Genomic DNA, 17,081 nt, shown 5'->3' with positions numbered 1-17,081 from the left:
GCTCCTTGATCACTTGAAAAGATTCGATCCATGGACGCCAAAACTGGTTTTTTCTATCTGTTCTCGGTCGTGCTGCTGTTTGCAGCCTTCCGGGTTGTCACGGCCCGCAACCCTGTGCATGCCGTGCTCAATCTGATTCTGGCCTTCTCGCAAGCGGCTGCCATCTGGCTGCTGCTCAAGGCTGAATTCCTCGGCATCGCTCTGGTGCTGGTCTATCTGGGCGCTGTGATGGTGCTGTTCCTGTTCGTGGTGATGATGCTCGATATCCGTATCGACGCCATGCGCCGTGGCTTCTGGAAGCATTTCCCGTTCGCCGCCCTGATCGGTGTGCTGATCGCCTTTGAAATGGGCATGGTGCTGATGGGTGGCTTCGGCGACGTCGAAGACGCCAAGGCCGTTGGCACGACCATGGTCAATGCCGCCGGTCAGACCGTTCCCTACTCGAACACACAGGCTCTGGGCAAGCTGCTGTACACGGAATACCTGTATCCCGTGGAAATTGCAGCCGTGATCCTGCTGGTGGCCATGATTGCCGCAATTGCCCTGACGCTGCGCAAGCGCAAGGACAGCAAGGCCATGAACCCTGCAGATCAAATCCGTGTGCGCGCCTCCGACCGCATCAAGCTGGTCAAGGTCGACAGCACCAAGCCTGCACAAAAACCTGACGCTGAAGCTGCGGCTGCAGCGCCTGCTGTGGAGACAAAAGCATGACGCTGACTTTGGGCCACTTCCTGACGCTGGGTGCCATGCTGTTTGCACTCTCCGTGGTTGGCATCTTTCTGAACCGCAAGAACCTGATCGTCTTGCTCATGGCCATCGAGCTGATGCTGCTGGCCGTGAACATGAACTTTGTCGCGTTTTCCAGCTATCTGGGCGACATGCACGGCCAGGTGTTCGTGTTTTTCATCCTGACAGTGGCTGCTGCTGAATCGGCCATCGGTCTGGCGATCTTGGTGCTGCTGTTCCGTAACAAGACAAGCATCGATGCGGAAGATCTCAACGCCCTCAAGGGTTGAGTCCGCCGTAACTTGCAAGGTTCTCAAGAAATGAGTCAAACCCTTTCTGCATCCATGCTGCTTGCGGTGCCGTTGGCACCGCTGGTCGGCTCCGCACTCGCGGGTATCTGGGGCACGGCCTTTGGCGGCAACAAGATTGGTCGCACCGGCAGCAGCTCCCTGACGATTCTGGGCGTGCTCGTGGCCTTCGTTCTGTCGGCCCTCACGTTCCAGGCTGTCGTGTTCGACGGCGCAACGTTCAACGAGACCATCTACACCTGGATGGTCGTCGGCGGTCTGAAGATGGAAGTCGGTTTCCTGATCGACTCCATCACGGTGATGATGATGTGCGTGGTGACCTTTGTGTCGCTGATGGTGCACATCTACACCATGGGCTACATGGAGGAAGACGACGGCTACAACCGTTTCTTTTCCTATATCTCGCTGTTCACCTTCTCCATGTTGATGCTTGTCATGAGCAACAACCTGCTGCAGCTGTTCTTCGGCTGGGAAGCCGTGGGCCTGGTGTCCTACCTGCTGATCGGCTTCTACTACAAGAAGCCCACGGCCATTTTCGCCAACATGAAGGCCTTCCTGGTCAACCGCGTGGGTGACTTCGGCTTCATTCTGGGCATTGGTCTGATCGCTGCCTACACCGGCACGCTGAACTATTCTGAAATCTTCGCCAAGCTGCCCGAGATCCAGAATACCCAGCTGCCCGGCACGGGCTGGCTGCTGGTGACCGTGACTGCCATCTGCCTGTTCATCGGCGCGATGGGCAAGTCGGCCCAGTTCCCGCTGCACGCATGGCTGCCGGACTCCATGGAAGGCCCCACGCCTATCTCCGCGCTGATTCACGCGGCGACCATGGTGACGGCCGGCATCTTCATGGTGTCGCGCATGTCTCCCCTGTACGAGCTGTCGGACGCTGCGCTGAACTTCATCCTGGTGATCGGCTCCATCACGGCGCTGTTCATGGGTATCCTGGGCATCATCCAGAACGACATCAAGCGCGTGATCGCGTACTCCACGCTGTCCCAGCTGGGCTACATGACCATCGCTCTGGGCGTTTCGGCCTACTCGGTGTCCGTGTTCCACCTGATGACCCACGCCTTCTTCAAGGCTCTGCTGTTCCTCGGTGCCGGCTCCGTCATCATGGGCATGCACCACAATCAGGACATCCGCTGGATGGGCGGCGTGCGCAAGTACATGCCCATCACCTGGATCACCTTCCTGCTGGGTAACCTCGCGCTGATCGGCACGCCTTTCTTCTCGGGCTTCTACTCCAAGGACGCCATCATCGAGGCGGTTCACGCTTCCAACCTGCCCGCAGCCGGCTTTGCCAACTTTGCCGTGCTGGCCGGTGTGTTCATCACGGCTTTCTACTCCTTCCGCCTGTACTTCATCGTCTTCCACGGCAAGGAGCGCTACGACCAGAACCCCGATGCGCACCATGATGACCACCATGGTCATGACGACCACGGGCACGGCCATGACGCCAAGCCCCATGAGTCGCCTCTGGTGGTGACAGGTCCCCTGATGCTGCTGGCCATTCCTTCGGTGGTGATCGGTGCGATTGCGCTGATGCCGATGCTGTTTGGCGACTTCTTCAAGGGCGTGATCCACGTCGATGGCTCCAAGCACGGCGCCATGGCCGAACTGGCCGAGCAGATTCACGGCTGGGTGCCGATGGCACTGCACGGCTTCACGGCCGCGCCGTTCTGGCTGGCTCTGGCCGGTGTGGTGGTGTCCTATGTGTTCTACATGGTCAAGCCCGAGATTCCTGCCGCCATCATGGCTTTCTCCAAGAAGATTGGTCTGTACCAGGTTCTGGAAGGCAAGTACGGCGTGGACTGGGTGTACGAGAACATCTTCGCCCGCGGCGCCCGTGCCTTCGGTACCTTCTTCTGGAAGGCCGGCGATCAGGCCATCATCGATGGCGCCATCGTCAATGGCTCCTGGAAGCTCATGGCCAAATTCGGTCAGTGGGTGCGTGGCCTGCAAACAGGCTATCTCTATCACTACGCGTTGGTCATGCTGCTGGGTATCGTTGCCCTCATGACGTACTTCGTGTGGCTCAACAAGTAGTAGGGGAAAAACAAAAATGGGTTTGTTGAGTCTTTCTATCTGGGTGCCGATCGCTTTCGGCGCCCTCCTGCTGGCCTTCAGCAAAGAAGGGCAGGCCAACGCGGTGCGCTGGCTGGCCCTGATCGGCGCGCTGATCGGCTTTGCGGTGACCATTCCTCTGATCACCGGCTTCGACACCACGACTGCCAATATGCAGTTTGTGGAAAATGCACTCTGGATTGAGCGCTTCAACATCCACTACCATCTGGGCGTGGATGGCATCTCCATGTGGTTTGTGCCGCTGACAGCCTTCATCACCGTCATCGTGGTGATCGCCTCCTGGGCCAACATCACCGAGCGCGTGAACCAGTACATGGGCGCGTTCCTGATCCTGTCGGGTCTGATGATCGGTGTGTTCGCCGCCATGGACGGCATGCTGTTCTACGTGTTCTTCGAAGCAACCCTGATCCCGATGTATCTGATCATCGGTATCTGGGGCGGCCCGAACCGTATCTACGCGGCTTTCAAGTTCTTCCTGTACACCTTGATGGGCTCGCTGCTCACGCTGGTCGCACTGATCTATCTGTACACCCAGTCGGGCGGCAGCTTCGAGATCCTGGACTGGCACAAGCTGCCCCTGTCCGGCACCGCACAGACGCTGATCTTCTTCGCCTTCTTCGCCGCTTTTGCCGTGAAGGTGCCCATGTTCCCGGTTCACACCTGGCTGCCCGACGTTCACGTCGAAGCGCCTACCGGTGGTTCCGCCGTGCTGGCCGCCATCATGCTGAAGCTCGGTGCCTATGGCTTCCTGCGCTTCTCGCTGCCCATCGCTCCCGATGCGGCGCATGAGTGGTCGGGCCTGATGATCACGCTGTCGCTGATTGCCGTGATCTATGTGGGTGTGGTGGCTCTGGTGCAAAAGGACATGAAGAAGCTGGTGGCTTATTCGTCCGTGGCGCACATGGGTTTCGTGACCCTGGGTTTCTTCATGTTCAACAGCCTGGGCATTGCCGGCGGCCTGGTGCAGATGATCGCCCACGGCTTCGTGTCCGGCGCGATGTTCCTGTGCATCGGCGTGCTGTACGACCGCGTTCACTCGCGTGAGATCGCCGCTTACGGCGGCGTGGTCAACACCATGCCCAAGTTCGCTGCCTTTGCCCTGCTGTTCGCCATGGCCAACTGCGGTCTGCCTGCCACTGCCGGTTTCGTCGGCGAGTGGATGGTGATCCTGGGCGCCGTGCAATACAACTTCTGGATTGGTCTGGGTGCGGCAACCGCCCTGATCTTCGGCGCCGCCTACACCCTGTGGATGTACAAGCGCGTGTACCTGGGTGACGTGGCCAACGACCATGTGGCTGAACTCAAGGACATCAACTGCCGCGAATTCCTGGTGCTGGGTGTGCTGGCTGCGGCTGTGCTGGTCATGGGTCTGTATCCCAAGCCCTTCACCGATGTGATGGATGTGTCTGTGGCAGAGCTCATCAAGCATGTGGCTGTGAGCAAGCTCAACTGACCAGACTGAAACGAGAGACACGAGATGATTGACAACATCAGCTGGCTGGCGATCTACCCGGAGATCACTCTCCTGGTCATGGCCTGCGTCATTGCCTTGGTGGACCTGGGCATCAATAGCGCCCGTCGCACCGGCACCTATGTTCTGACCATGCTCACCCTGCTTGTCGTGGCGGTGATGCAGGGCATGTATGCCGCAAGCGGCAATACCTTCTACGGCTGGGGCAACATGGTTGTCTCGGACGCCATGGGTAACTGGCTCAAGTGCTTTGCCACTATCGCCATGATGATCACCATGGTCTACGGTCGCCCTTATGCGGCCGAGCGCGACATGCTGCGTGGCGGTGAGTTCTTCACGCTGTCCATGCTGGCCTTGCTGGGCATGTTCATCATGATCAGCGGCAACAACTTCCTGGTTCTGTACCTGGGCCTAGAGCTGCTGACCCTGTCGAGCTATGCGCTGGTTGCTCTGCGCCGCGACCACACCGTGGCCGTCGAAGCCGCCATGAAGTACTTCGTGCTGGGTGCCATGGCTTCCGGTTTCCTGCTCTACGGCATGTCCATGCTCTATGGCGCTACCGGTTCGCTGGATATCGGCCAAGTCTTCAAGGCCATCAATTCCGGTGAAATCAAGCACCAGGTGCTGGTCTTCGGTCTGGTCTTCGTGGTTGCCGGTCTGGCCTTCAAGCTGGGCGTGGTTCCCTTCCACATGTGGGTGCCCGACGTCTACCAGGGTGCACCTACGGCCATCACCGCCCTGATCGGCGGCGCGCCCAAGCTGGCTGCCTTTGCCATGACCATCCGCCTGCTGGTGGACGGCCTGCTGCCCCTGGCCATCGACTGGCAACAGATGCTGATGGTTCTGGCCGTCTGCTCGCTGCTCATCGGCAATCTGGCCGGTCTGCAGCAGACCAGCCTCAAGCGCATGCTGGCTTACTCGACGATTTCCCAGATGGGCTTTGTGCTGCTGGGCCTGATGTCGGGTGTGGTGGATGGCAAGGTCGATCCTGCCACCGTCGAAAACGCCTACAGCTCGGCGATGTTCTACATCGTGACCTATGTGCTGACCGCTCTGGCTTCCTTCGGCGTGATCCTGCTGCTGGCCCGTGAAGGCTTTGAAAGCGAAGAGATCGCCGATCTGGCCGGCCTGAACCAGCGCAGCCCGCTGTACGCCGGCGTGATGGCCATCTGCCTGTTCTCCATGGCCGGTATTCCTCCGCTGGTCGGCTTCTACGCCAAGCTGTCCGTGCTGCAGGCCCTGGTCGCTTCGGGCAGCAGCCTGTACATCGGTCTGGCCGTGTTTGCCGTGATCATGTCGCTGATCGGTGCCTTCTATTACCTGCGCGTGGTCAAGGTCATGTACTTTGATGCTCCAATCACTGCTACCAGCGTGTCTGCTCCTCTGGATGTGCGCGTTGTGCTGACGATCAACGGTGCGCTGGTTCTGCTGCTGGGTATCCTGCCTGGCGGGCTGATGGCCTTGTGCGCTGACGCCGTTGTGCGTGCCCTGGCTTCCTGATAAGACGAACGTGATGAGGGCTTGATGCCCTCATCACTTTTTCTAGGAATGGCTTTGTGTCTATAACCGCCTCTATCTGGCTCATCATCTTGGCTGCCCTTGTGGCAGCCAATTTGCCTTTTATCAACCAGCGTCTGGGCATTGTCGGCCCCGTCATGGCCGGTCGCAAACCGCTGTGGGTGCGCCTGCTGGAAATGATTGCCCTGTATCTGCTGGTGGGCGGCCTGGGCTTGCTGCTGGAGCGCCGCGCCGGCCAGATATCTCCCCAAGGCTGGGAGTTCTATGCCATCACTGCTACGCTGTTTCTGACGCTGGCATTTCCCGGCTTTGTTTATCGCTATCTGGTTCACCGCAAGGGTTGAGTGGCGCCATGAAAGTGCTTGATCTTCACTGCCCTGCAGGCCATGTCTTCGAAGGCTGGTTTGCTTCGGAAGATGATTTTCAGAATCAGCTGCAGCGCAAGCTGGTGCAATGCCCTGTTTGCGGCGACAGCGATGTGACCAAGCGCTTGAGTGCTCCCCGTCTCAATCTGGGCGCACAGCCGCCCAAAGCTGCTCAGGCTTCGCAACCGGCCCCTGCCGCAGCGCCGGCAGTTCCCGCGGCCAGTCCCGAAATCAGCGCCGAGGCGCGCGCACATCTTCAGTCCATGCAGGCTGCATGGATGCAGTGGTCGCGCAAGGTCGCGCAAAGCAGCGAGGATGTCGGCAAAAAATTTGCCGAAGAAGCGCGCCGCATTCACTACGGGGAAACCGAGGAGCGCGCCATTCGCGGTCAGACCAGTGCCCGGGAGGCCATGGAGCTGATCGAAGAGGGCATTGGTGTCCTGCCTCTGGCCTTGCCCGAGTCGGCCAGCGGTGAAGGCGGCAGCGGCAGCCTGCAATAGGACAACCGGGCCTCCGGTCGGAGGCCTGCGGTTTCAGTTCCGCTGCTGATAGACCGCGTTGGCCAGAGCCTGCAGGCGCTCGCGCGGCAGGGAAGCACTCAAGGCATAGCCTTGCCGGCCCTCTATCCAGTAAAAGCCATGGCTTGCGCCGTCGCTGCTCCACTGAAAGGAGGCTGGGGCGGAAGCGGCGGCCGTCTCGGGATTGAGCACCGAGACATACAGGGTGACGCGCTGGCCTGCCTGATCCTCGTACATGAACTGGGCGCGGGCCTGGCCGGTCTCTCCGGGCAGCAGCCGCCCGCCCATGAGATGAAAGCCCTGGGCTTCCAGCACCGGGGGCTTGAGCGCAACGCCCAGCCGCTTGGACAGCCACTGCACCAGATGCGCCTGCTGCTGCGCCGCTACCTCGACGGGGTGGCGCTGCTCGGGCACATAGACGGCATGGGCAGCGGCCGCCTCGCGCACAAAGCCCGGCAGCTGCGCAAGCGTCGCAGCGGGCTGCGAAACCGATGTCTGCCGACCTGCACCATAGCCCAGTCCCAGGCCCACGCTGAGCATGATGCCTGCGGCCAGCGCATGCGGCCAGTGCCACTGCAGGGCCGGTTTTTGCAGGGATCGGATGAGCCGGGGCGGTACCGGCTCTTCGAGCAATTGCGCATGCAGAGCCTGAAGGCCGGCATTCTGGGCCTGAATGGCGGCCATGCGCGCTGCTTCTTCGGGGTGTTCGGCCAGCCATTGCGCCACGGCCGCAGCGGCATCGGGCTGCAACTCTCCATCCACCCAGGCATGCAGCGTGGCTTCATCGGGGCGCTGGGTTGTCATTGCACTTTCCTTCATTTGACAGCCCTCAACACGGTCGTCGCGGGTCTTTCTCCTTCCATGAGGCGTCTGAGCTGCTCGCGGGCGCGCGAGAGGCGCGACATCACCGTTCCCACGGGAACACCCAGCATCTGTGCGGCTTCGCCATAGCTGAACTGCTCCATGCCGATCAGCAGCAATACCTCGCGGGCCTGCGGCGTGAGATGGGCCAGGGCCCGCTCCAGATCCAGCTGCAGTGCCAGTCTGGGCATGGGGTCGTGGGGCGTGTCCTGGGCCTCGTCAAGCGCCACCATACGATGCCGCGAGGACTGCTGCCACTGATTGGCGTAGAGGTTGTGCATCAAGGTCAGCAGCCAGCTGAGCAAGGCCTTTTGCACCTGCTCGGCCGTAGCGGCGGCCGGCGGCTGCCACAGGGCCCACTTCTGGCAGGCGCGCTCCAGGGTGTCCTGGACCAGATCGTCTGCCAGCGCAGCATCGCCCGCCAGCGCGCGCGCATAGCGACGCAGGCGGGGAATATGGACCAGAGCGGCGTCGACCTTCACTCAAGGCTTGGCGACATGCCAGCTATTGTTGAGGAAGCCGTCACCCGTCATGTCGCCGGGCTTGGCATCCTTGACCCAGTGATAGAGGGGGCGGCCCTTGTAGGCCCATTGCTTGCTGCCGTCGTCGCGCATCACCACGGTCCAGTCGCCGATCGGCGCCGCATTCGCCGGAGCCATCAGAGGCGGCCAGTTGGTGGCGCAGCCGCCGTTGCAGACGCTTTTGCCGGAGCCTGCGGCATCCTTGTCAAAGACGTAGAGCGTCATCTGGGTCGGTCCTACCAGCACGCCATTGAGGGTGGTGGCAGGGGACTTGGCCGGGGCGGCCGGGCCGGTCGAGCAGGCCGCCAGCAGGGCGGCAGAAGCGAGCGTCAGCGAAGCGATGCGAAACATGAGGTCTCTCCTTGTGGTTGACCAGCAGTAAACAGTTCTGCACGGGGTTTTATTCCATGCGTTTTCAGGCAGGAACTCAAGAGCAGCGCAGCCGGTTTTTCAGACATGCGCTTTCGCATCGATGAAAAAATATTTTGATAGCTTCTATCGCACGTTAGCTATGTATTTCAAAAATAAAACCATGTGAAACTCATATAAATAAAGCGAAAGCAGCTTCTGAATCAATAGCGGAATGGCTGATCTTTGTCGCCCTGGGTTTTTGAGGGCGACAAATAGCAAGCATATTTGCGCGCATTGGGCTAGTAACCTAGTTACTCCAGTGGGCATTGAGAAACTCAGGGTTTACGGCATCAGGGGCAATCAGGGGAGTGCTGTGCTGCGGGTGCATATTCCATTTCGTCTCATTAATATTGATAGCGCAATACATATAAGGGATAAGCTTTTTGCAGCTTCCGAAGTGGATGCTGACATCCTTTGGATTGCCGCTGCCTCCAGTGCGACCGGTTTGCTGCCGGTATTCTGAAGTTTGTAATTACTCCTGTTTTGGATACTTGTTTTACAAGGGATTAGGGAAAGCATAAGTATCGCCGGGCACCACTCCTAGGAGTTTCCCGCTGCGGCACTGCAGCATGAAAGACCAAGATGCCGCTCAGGCAGAGGAAGCACGGCAAGGTGCTGCCCTCTTTGTTTTGCAGCATTCAGGACTGACGGCCAGCGCATGAGCGACCTTATTCTCGAAACCAGGCAACTCACCAAAGAGTTCAAAGGCTTTACCGCGGTCAGCAAGGTGGATCTGGCCGTGCAGCGTGGCTCCATTCACGCGCTGATCGGGCCCAATGGCGCGGGCAAGACCACTTGCTTCAATCTGCTGACCAAGTTTCTGGAGCCCACTTCCGGGAGCATTCAGTTCAACGGGGCAGACATTACCCGCGAGGCGCCGGCACAGATTGCGCGACGCGGCGTGATTCGTTCGTTTCAGATTTCCGCCGTCTTTCCGCATTGCACCTTGCTGGAGAACGTGCGCATCGGCCTGCAGCGCAAGCTGGGCACGGCCTACCAGTTCTGGACCAGCGAAAAGACGCTCAATCAGCTCAACGACCGCGCCATGGAGTTGCTGACCGAAGTCGGTCTGCAGGACCTGGCCGACGAAGTGACCGTGAACCTGCCCTATGGACGCAAGCGCGCCCTGGAAATTGCCACCACGCTGGCCATGGAGCCCGAGCTGATGCTGCTGGACGAGCCCACGCAGGGCATGGGCCATGAAGACGTGGACCGCGTGACCCAGCTCATCAAGAAGGTCTCGGCCGGTCGCACCATCCTGATGGTGGAGCACAACATGAAGGTGATCGCCACCATCGCCGATCGCATCACCGTGCTGCAGCGTGGCGCGGTTCTGGCCGAAGGTCGCTATGAAGAGGTTTCCCGCAATCCGCAGGTGATGGAGGCCTATATGGGGACCACGGACGGGCAGCTCCAGGGGGCGCATTGAATGCTCCCCCTGTGCCGCTCACGCGGCTTCCCCCTGAGGGGGACGGCAGCCTCGGTGCGGGGCGGCTCTTCCTCGCTGCCTCTTTGATGGTTTCGTGCGTGATTTGAGTGATACGAATGAAAAAGACAAGTACTCCGGCGCTGGAAATTTCGGGACTCAATGCCTGGTATGGCGAATCCCATGTGCTGCATGGCATGGATCTGGTGGTCAACCCCGGCGAGGTGGTGACCCTGCTGGGCCGCAATGGCGCGGGACGCACTTCCACGTTGCGCGCCATCATGGGGCTGACCGGCTCGCGCAAGGGCTCGATCAGGATCAACGGCGTGGAAACCATTCACATGCCCACGCACAAGATCGCGCACCTGGGCGTGGGCTATTGCCCCGAGGAGCGCGGCATTTTCTCCAGCCTGTCCTGCGAAGAGAACCTGATGTTGCCGCCGCCGCTCAAGACCGGCGAACCGGGTATGAGCATCGACGAGATCTATCAGATGTTCCCCAACCTCTATGAGCGCAGGAACAGCCAGGGCACGCGCCTGTCGGGCGGCGAACAGCAGATGCTGGCCGTGGCGCGGATTCTGCGCACGGGTGCGCGCCTGCTGCTGCTCGACGAGATTTCCGAAGGCCTGGCCCCCGTCATCGTCCAGACCCTGGCTCGGATGATCACCACGCTGCGCGAGAAAGGCTACACCGTGGTGATGGTGGAGCAGAACTTCCGCTTTGCCGCCCCGCTGGCCGACCGCTTCTATGTGGTCGAGCACGGCCATGTAGCCCTGCGCTTCGGAGCCAGCGAACTGGACGAGAAGATGTCCGTGCTCAACGAGCTGCTGGGCGTCTGAGCCTTCAAGCACTTTCCATTCGTTCACAACAAAGACCCAACCCGTGGAGATAAAGATGAAAGCAAAACTGAGCGTTCTCTCGTGCATGCTGGCCGTGGCCGGTCTGTCCAGCCCCCTGGCCCAGGCCCAGGAAAAGGTGAAGATCGGTTTCGTCACCGATATGTCCAGCCTGTACGCCGACGTGGAGGGCAAGAACGGTGCGGTCGCCATGCAGATGGCGATCGACGACTTCGGCGGCAAGGTCCTGGGCCAGCCCATCGAGCTGGTCAGCGCAGACCACCAGAACAAGGCCGACATCGCTGCCTCCAAGGTGCGCGAATGGATTGATACGCAGGGCATCTCCATGGTCTTCAGCGGCACCAACTCCGGCACGGCACTGGCGGTTTCCCAGATCGCCAACGAGAAAAAGCGCGTTCACTTCAACAGCGGCGCGGGCTCTTCCGCGCTGACCAACGAGCAGTGCAATCCCTATACCGTGCACTACGCCTACGACACCGTGGCCCTGGCCAAGGGCACGGGCGGTGCCGTGGTGGATCGCGGCGGCAAGGACTGGTTCTTCCTGACGGCCGACTACGCCTTCGGTCAGGCGCTGGAGGCCGACACCACCAAGGTCATCAACGCCAAGGGCGGCAAGGTGCTGGGCTCGGTCAAGCATCCGCTCAATGCTTCGGACTTCTCGTCCTTCCTGCTGCAGGCGCAAAGCTCCAAGGCCCATATCCTGGGTCTGGCCAATGCGGGCGGCGACACCATCAATGCCATCAAGGCTGCCAAGGAGTTCGGCATCAACAAGACCATGAAGACCGCCGGTCTGCTGGTCTTCCTGACCGACATCCACAGCCTGGGTCTGAAGAACACAGAAGGCCTGCTGCACACCACCAGCTGGTACTGGGACATGAACGACGAATCGCGCAAGTTCGCCAACAAGTTCTTTGCCAAGACCAAGCGCATGCCTACCGATGTGCAGGCCGCCGACTACTCGGCCGTGATGAACTATCTGAAGGCTGTCGAAGCGGTGAAGACCACCAATGCCGACAAGGTGATGGCCCACCTCAAGAGCACGCCCATCAACGACTTTTACGGCAAGGGCGTGATCCGTCCCGACGGTACGTTTGCCCACGATATGTATCTGGTCGAAGCCAAGAAGCCCAGCGAATCCACCAAGCCCTGGGACTACCTCAAGGTACTGACCAAGCTGCCTGCCGAGACGGTCTGGACGACCAAGGCCGAAACCAAGTGCGCGCTCTGGAAGTAATGGCACTACCGGTTTGATGCAGACCTCACCCTCACCAGCGTATCTCTCATGGAAATCTTCGGCGTTTCATTGCCCGGCCTGATGAGCCAGCTCCTTCTGGGGCTGGTCAACGGTTCGTTCTACGCAATTCTGAGTCTGGGCCTGGCCGTGATCTTCGGCCTGCTCAATGTCATCAACTTTGCGCATGGCGCCCTGTTCATGCTGGGGGCCATGTGCACCTGGATGGCCATGAGCTATTTCGGCATCAACTACTGGGTGATGCTGATCCTGTCGCCGGTGCTGGTGGGGATTCTGGGGGTGTTGATCGAGCGCTTTTTGCTGCGCTGGATCTACAAGCTCGATCATCTCTACGGCCTGCTGCTGACGCTGGGGCTGTCGCTGCTGATCGAGGGGGTGTTCCGATCCGTGTATGGCGTCTCGGGCCTGGGCTATGACACGCCCGAGCTGCTCGAAGGCGCAACCAATCTGGGCTTCATGATCCTGCCCAATTACCGTGCCTGGGTGGTCGTGGCTTCCATCGTGGTGTGTGTGGCAACCTGGTTTGTGATCGAGAAGACGCGCATCGGCGCCTATCTGCGTGCCGGCACCGAAAACCCGCGTCTGGTCGAGGCGTTCGGTGTCAACGTGCCCGTGATGATCACGCTGACCTATGCCTTCGGTGCCGCGCTGGCGGCTTTTGCCGGCGTGCTGGCCGCTCCCGTCTACCAGGTCACGCCACTGATGGGGCAGAACCTCATCATCGTGGTGTTTGCCGTGGTGGTGATCGGCGGCATGGGCTCCATCATGGGCTCCATCCTCACCGGTCTGGCGCTGGGCGTCATCGAGGGACTGACCAAGGTTTTCTGGCCCGAAGCATCGTCTACCGTCGTGTTTTTCATCATGGTGATTGTTTTGCTGATTCGCCCCGCTGGCTTGTTCGGTAAAGAAAAATAAGAGGGGCACGACATGAAATCCAAGACGCTTGTTCAACGCATTGCCCCCGTGGGCTACGGCCTGCTGCTGCTGGGCCTGATCGTCGCGCCCTTCCTCGGTGCCTATCCCGTTTTCGTCATGAAGCTGATGTGCTTTGCACTGTTTGCTTCGGCCTTCAATCTGCTGCTGGGCTATACGGGGCTGCTGTCCTTCGGCCATGCGGCTTTTCTGGGCGGCGCCGCCTATGTGGCGGGCTACAGCATCAAGGCCTGGGGCTTCACGCCCGAAGTCGGCATGCTGCTGGGCACCTTGGTCGGCGGTCTGCTGGGTCTGATCTTTGGCTGGCTGGCCATTCGTCGCCAGGGCATTTATTTCTCCATGATCACGCTGGCGCTGGCCCAGATGCTGTTCTTTGTCGCACTGCAGGCCAAGTTCACGGGCGGCGAAGACGGTTTGCAGGGCGTGCCGCGCGGCAAGCTGTTCGGCGTGATCGACCTGAGCAGCGATATGGTCATGTACTACGTGGCGCTGGTCATCGTGGTGGCTGCCTTTCTGCTCATCGTGCGCACCATCCATTCGCCGTTCGGGCAGGTGCTCAAGGCCATCAAGGAGAACGAACCGCGCGCCATTTCGCTGGGCTATGACGTCAACCGCTTCAAGCTGCTGGCCTTTGTCATCTCTGCGGCCCTGACGGGTCTGGCCGGTTCCCTCAAGACCCTGGTGCTGGGCTTTGCCACCCTGTCCGATGTGCACTGGACCACCTCCGGGCATGTGATTCTGATGACGCTGATGGGTGGCCTGGGCACGCTGTCGGGCCCGCTGCTGGGTTCGGCCGTCGTCGTGGCGCTGGAAAACAAGATCGGCGAGTTCGGTACCTTTCTTGCGCACATCACGGGAGTGGAATGGTTTGGCACGCTGGGCGAATCGGTCACCATCGTCACCGGCCTGATCTTTGTGCTGTGTGTGCTGCTGTTCCGCAAGGGCATCATGGGCGAGCTGATCGCCTGGCTGCAGCGTCGCAAATAAGGCGTTTCGTCCTCTCTCCAAAGGCCGCATCTGCGGCCTTTTTTGTTGCCCGGATTACCGCGTGGAAATAGAAATTTCAGAAATTCCTGAAATTGTTGGTACACGTTTGCAAGCGATGGACTTTATTTCTCACAACAATGGACTTTTTTTCTCATTCAAGAAAATGCCTAGCTGCGACCGGATGTCGGTGCGCACGCGGGCTCATACAGTTCGAGGTTCGATATGACACATCAGGAGCAGGCGCAGCCCTTGGCTGCGCGCATCTGGCTCTGGGTATTGGGGGCGGCGCTGGCGCTTGCCGGCCTGTTCTTCTTGATAGGCGGTGGCAAGCTCATCAGCCTGGGCGGCAGCTGGTACTTCCTGCTCGCTGGCCTGGGACTGCTGCTGTCCGGCCTGCAACTGATTCGCCGCCGAGCGAGCGGTGCATGGTTCTATCTGGCCACTTTTGCCGCCACCGTACTGTGGGCGCTGGCTGAAGTCGGCCTCGATTACTGGAGCCTGATTTCGCGGCTGCTGGCCTTGACCTTTGCCGCAGTGGCGGTGCTGGCCAGCATGCCTTTGCTGCGCAAGGCTGGCGGGCCGATCAATGCCCCGACCAGCAAGGCGCCGTTTGCTGGCGCAGCGGTCCTGCTTCTGGCTGGCATGGCGGCCTTTGTGTCCATGTTCCAGATCCACCCCGAGGTGCAGACCCAGTCTGCCGTGACCCGCAAGCCCGTGGATGCAGCCAGTGAGCAAAAGGACTGGAGCCATTACGGCAACAGCAGCAACAATGACCGCTTTGCCGCGCTGGATCAGATCAACGCGGACAACGTGAACCGGTTGCAGGTGGCCTGGACTTTCCACACCGGCGATGTTCCCCAATCCACGGGTGCTGGCGCCGAAGACCAGACCACGCCGCTGCAGGTGGGCGACAAGGTGTTTGTCTGCACGCCCAGCAACAATGTGATTGCACTCGACGCCGACACCGGCAAGCAGCTGTGGCGCCATGACACCAACTCCCATGTGGGCGGTGTGTGGGAGCGTTGCCGCGGCCTGGCCTACTTCGATGCGGATGCAGCACTGGCCCAGCCCAGCGTGCCGGGATCGACGCCAGTGCAGGCAGTGAGTCTGCCTGCCGGCGCAGCCTGTAAGCGCCGCATTCTCATGAACACCATCGACGCGCGCCTGTTTGCTATCAATGCAGACAATGGCGAGCTCTGCGACGAGTTCGGCGATCACGGCGTGGTTGACCTCAAGCAGGGCGTCGGCACTGTTTCCAATCCCGCGTTCTACACCCTGACATCGGCCCCCACGGTGGCCGGCACCACGGTGGTGGTCGGCGGTCGCGTGGCCGACAACGTGCAGGTGGACATGCCTGGTGGCGTGATCCGCGGCTTCGATGTGGTGAGCGGTGCGCAGCGTTGGGCATTCGATTCCGGATCGGCCACGCCCAATGAAGTGCTCAAGCCTGGCCAGACCTACACCCGCTCCTCGGCCAATGTCTGGGCAGGCACGACCTACGACCCCGGCTCCAACACCGTCTACCTGCCCATGGGTTCGCCCTCGGTGGATCTGTATGGCGCCACGCGCTCTGCGGTGGACCTGAAGTACGGTGCCTCCATCCTTGCGCTGGATGCCGCCACGGGCAAGGAAAAATGGGTGTACCAGACCGTGCACAACGATCTGTGGGACTTCGACATTCCCATGGCGCCAACGCTGATCGATTTACCCCGGCAGGACGGCACAAGCACTCCCGCGCTGGTGGTCGGCACCAAGGCCGGTCAGATCTTCGTACTGGACCGCCACAGTGGCAAGCCGCTGACCAAGGTGGAAGACATTGCCGTCAAGCCCGGTCATATTCCAGGCGAAAAATATGCTCCGACCCAGCCTCTTTCCGTGGGCATGCCGCAGATCGGTACCAAGACCCTGACCGAAGCCGATATGTGGGGCGCGACGCCGGTGGATCAGCTGATCTGCCGCATCAAGTTCAGGTCCATGCGCTATGAAGGCCTGTTCACCGCGCCAGGCACCGATGTGTCGTTGAGCTTTCCGGGCTCGCTGGGAGGCATGAACTGGGGTGGTCTGTCTGCGGACCCCGGCAACAACCTGATCTTTGTGAACGACATGCGTCTGGGCCTGTGGGTGCAGATGATGCCGCAGCAGAAAAAGGACAAGCTGTCCGACGGCGGCGAGGCGCCCAACACCGGCATGGGCCAGGTGCCGCTGGGCGGCACTCCCTATGCGGTGATCAAGGACCGCTTCATGTCGCCGCTGGGTATCCCTTGCCAGAAACCCCCGTTCGGCACGCTGACCGCCATCGACATGAAGACCCAGCAAGTGGTCTGGCAGGTGCCTGTGGGTACGGTGCAGGATCAGGGTCCCATGGGCATCAAGATGCGCATGCCCATGCCGGTGGGCTTGCCCACGCTGGGCGGTACGCTGGCGACGCAAGGCGGCCTGGTGTTCTTTGCTGGCACGCAGGATTACTATCTGCGCGCCTGGGATAGCGCCACTGGCCGGGAAATCTGGAAGAGCCGTCTGCCTGTGGGCAGCCAGGGCGGCCCCATGACCTACAAGTCGCCCAGAACCGGCAAGCAGTACGTGGTGATCTCGGCCGGCGGTGCCCGCCAGTCGCCCGACCGCGGTGACTATGTGATTGCCTACGCATTGCCCGACAGCGGCAAATAAGCGACGCAGGCACTGAACCGAAAAGCCATGGCTCGTCAGAGCCATGGCTTTTTTCATCGCCGTGCAGCCCCAAGATGAAAAGCGCCTTCTCCCCGAGGGGTAGCGGCCATACGCAGTGGGAAGTGTGGGGGCCCTTTTTTCATGTACGCTGGCGCGCTTGAGTCAATGGAGA

Annotated in this window: 16 protein-coding genes; 13 read left to right on the top strand and 3 right to left on the bottom strand. The window is 60.5% G+C overall.

Annotated features, from left to right (window positions below; genetic code table 11):
- The first annotated feature begins 30 nt into the window (after positions 1-30).
- From DJFAAGMI_RS13345 to DJFAAGMI_RS13315, 7 genes are read left to right on the top strand one after another with little or no spacing between them, the layout of a single operon-like run.
- Positions 31-711 (top strand): NADH-quinone oxidoreductase subunit J, encoded by a 681-nt coding sequence (locus tag DJFAAGMI_RS13345; protein ID WP_003057823.1) that lies wholly within the window; start codon positions 31-33, stop codon positions 709-711.
- Positions 708-1,016, top strand: a complete 309-nt coding sequence (nuoK, locus tag DJFAAGMI_RS13340; protein ID WP_003057821.1) for an NADH-quinone oxidoreductase subunit NuoK — start codon at positions 708-710, stop codon at positions 1,014-1,016. The genes DJFAAGMI_RS13345 and nuoK overlap by 4 nt, the downstream gene beginning before the upstream one ends.
- A gap of 30 nt (positions 1,017-1,046) precedes the next feature.
- Complete coding sequence (gene nuoL, locus DJFAAGMI_RS13335) at positions 1,047-3,083, top strand: NADH-quinone oxidoreductase subunit L (protein WP_211457521.1); 2,037 nt, start codon at positions 1,047-1,049, stop codon at positions 3,081-3,083.
- 16 nt (positions 3,084-3,099) lie between these two features.
- Positions 3,100-4,575, top strand: a complete 1,476-nt coding sequence (locus DJFAAGMI_RS13330) for an NADH-quinone oxidoreductase subunit M (protein WP_019043772.1) — start codon at positions 3,100-3,102, stop codon at positions 4,573-4,575.
- A 24-nt stretch (positions 4,576-4,599) separates the two neighbouring features.
- Positions 4,600-6,093, top strand: coding sequence for an NADH-quinone oxidoreductase subunit NuoN (gene nuoN, locus DJFAAGMI_RS13325; protein WP_003057815.1), 1,494 nt, complete (start codon positions 4,600-4,602; stop codon positions 6,091-6,093).
- Positions 6,094-6,149: 56 nt separating this feature from the next.
- Complete coding sequence (locus DJFAAGMI_RS13320) at positions 6,150-6,455, top strand: DUF2818 family protein (protein WP_003057814.1); 306 nt, start codon at positions 6,150-6,152, stop codon at positions 6,453-6,455.
- 8 nt (positions 6,456-6,463) lie between these two features.
- Complete coding sequence (locus DJFAAGMI_RS13315; RefSeq protein WP_211457520.1) at positions 6,464-6,976, top strand: DUF1178 family protein; 513 nt, start codon at positions 6,464-6,466, stop codon at positions 6,974-6,976.
- 33 nt (positions 6,977-7,009) lie between these two features.
- Here DJFAAGMI_RS13315 and DJFAAGMI_RS13310 read toward each other — a convergent pair whose 3' ends face one another.
- The 3 genes from DJFAAGMI_RS13310 to DJFAAGMI_RS13300 are packed head-to-tail and all read right to left on the bottom strand — an operon-like array spanning position 7,010 to position 8,727.
- Positions 7,010-7,798 (bottom strand): anti-sigma factor family protein, encoded by a 789-nt coding sequence (locus DJFAAGMI_RS13310; RefSeq protein WP_211457519.1) that lies wholly within the window; start codon positions 7,796-7,798, stop codon positions 7,010-7,012.
- A gap of 11 nt (positions 7,799-7,809) precedes the next feature.
- The gene (locus DJFAAGMI_RS13305) at positions 7,810-8,337 is read right to left on the bottom strand and encodes an RNA polymerase sigma factor (protein ID WP_211457518.1); all 528 of its coding nucleotides are present in this window, start codon (positions 8,335-8,337) and stop codon (positions 7,810-7,812) included.
- Positions 8,338-8,727, bottom strand: a complete 390-nt coding sequence (locus DJFAAGMI_RS13300) for a COG4315 family predicted lipoprotein (protein WP_050872264.1) — start codon at positions 8,725-8,727, stop codon at positions 8,338-8,340.
- A 718-nt stretch (positions 8,728-9,445) separates the two neighbouring features.
- Here DJFAAGMI_RS13300 and DJFAAGMI_RS13295 point away from each other — a divergent pair.
- From DJFAAGMI_RS13295 to DJFAAGMI_RS13270, 6 genes are all read left to right on the top strand, one after another.
- A complete protein-coding gene (locus DJFAAGMI_RS13295; RefSeq protein WP_003057809.1) occupies positions 9,446-10,216 on the top strand; it encodes an ABC transporter ATP-binding protein in 771 nt (256 codons plus the stop codon).
- A gap of 116 nt (positions 10,217-10,332) precedes the next feature.
- The gene (locus DJFAAGMI_RS13290; RefSeq protein WP_211457517.1) at positions 10,333-11,052 is read left to right on the top strand and encodes an ABC transporter ATP-binding protein; all 720 of its coding nucleotides are present in this window, start codon (positions 10,333-10,335) and stop codon (positions 11,050-11,052) included.
- 55 nt (positions 11,053-11,107) lie between these two features.
- Positions 11,108-12,304: an ABC transporter substrate-binding protein gene (locus tag DJFAAGMI_RS13285; protein WP_211457516.1), complete on the top strand. Its 1,197-nt coding sequence runs from the start codon at positions 11,108-11,110 to the stop codon at positions 12,302-12,304.
- Between the two features lie 48 nt (positions 12,305-12,352).
- Positions 12,353-13,237, top strand: coding sequence for a branched-chain amino acid ABC transporter permease (locus DJFAAGMI_RS13280; RefSeq protein ID WP_003057801.1), 885 nt, complete (start codon positions 12,353-12,355; stop codon positions 13,235-13,237).
- A gap of 12 nt (positions 13,238-13,249) precedes the next feature.
- The gene (locus tag DJFAAGMI_RS13275; RefSeq protein ID WP_211457515.1) at positions 13,250-14,242 is read left to right on the top strand and encodes a branched-chain amino acid ABC transporter permease; all 993 of its coding nucleotides are present in this window, start codon (positions 13,250-13,252) and stop codon (positions 14,240-14,242) included.
- Positions 14,243-14,464: 222 nt separating this feature from the next.
- Entirely contained in the window at positions 14,465-16,909 is a 2,445-nt protein-coding gene (locus DJFAAGMI_RS13270) for a membrane-bound PQQ-dependent dehydrogenase, glucose/quinate/shikimate family (protein WP_211457514.1), read from the top strand.
- Positions 16,910-17,081: the final 172 nt, after the last annotated feature.

It is taken from the genome of Comamonas brasiliensis, from assembly GCF_018292285.1.
Taxonomy (GTDB): Bacteria; Pseudomonadota; Gammaproteobacteria; order Burkholderiales; family Burkholderiaceae_C; genus Comamonas; species Comamonas brasiliensis.
Note: the sequence above shows the minus strand (reverse complement) of the source record. Positions and strands in the feature narration are given on the sequence as shown.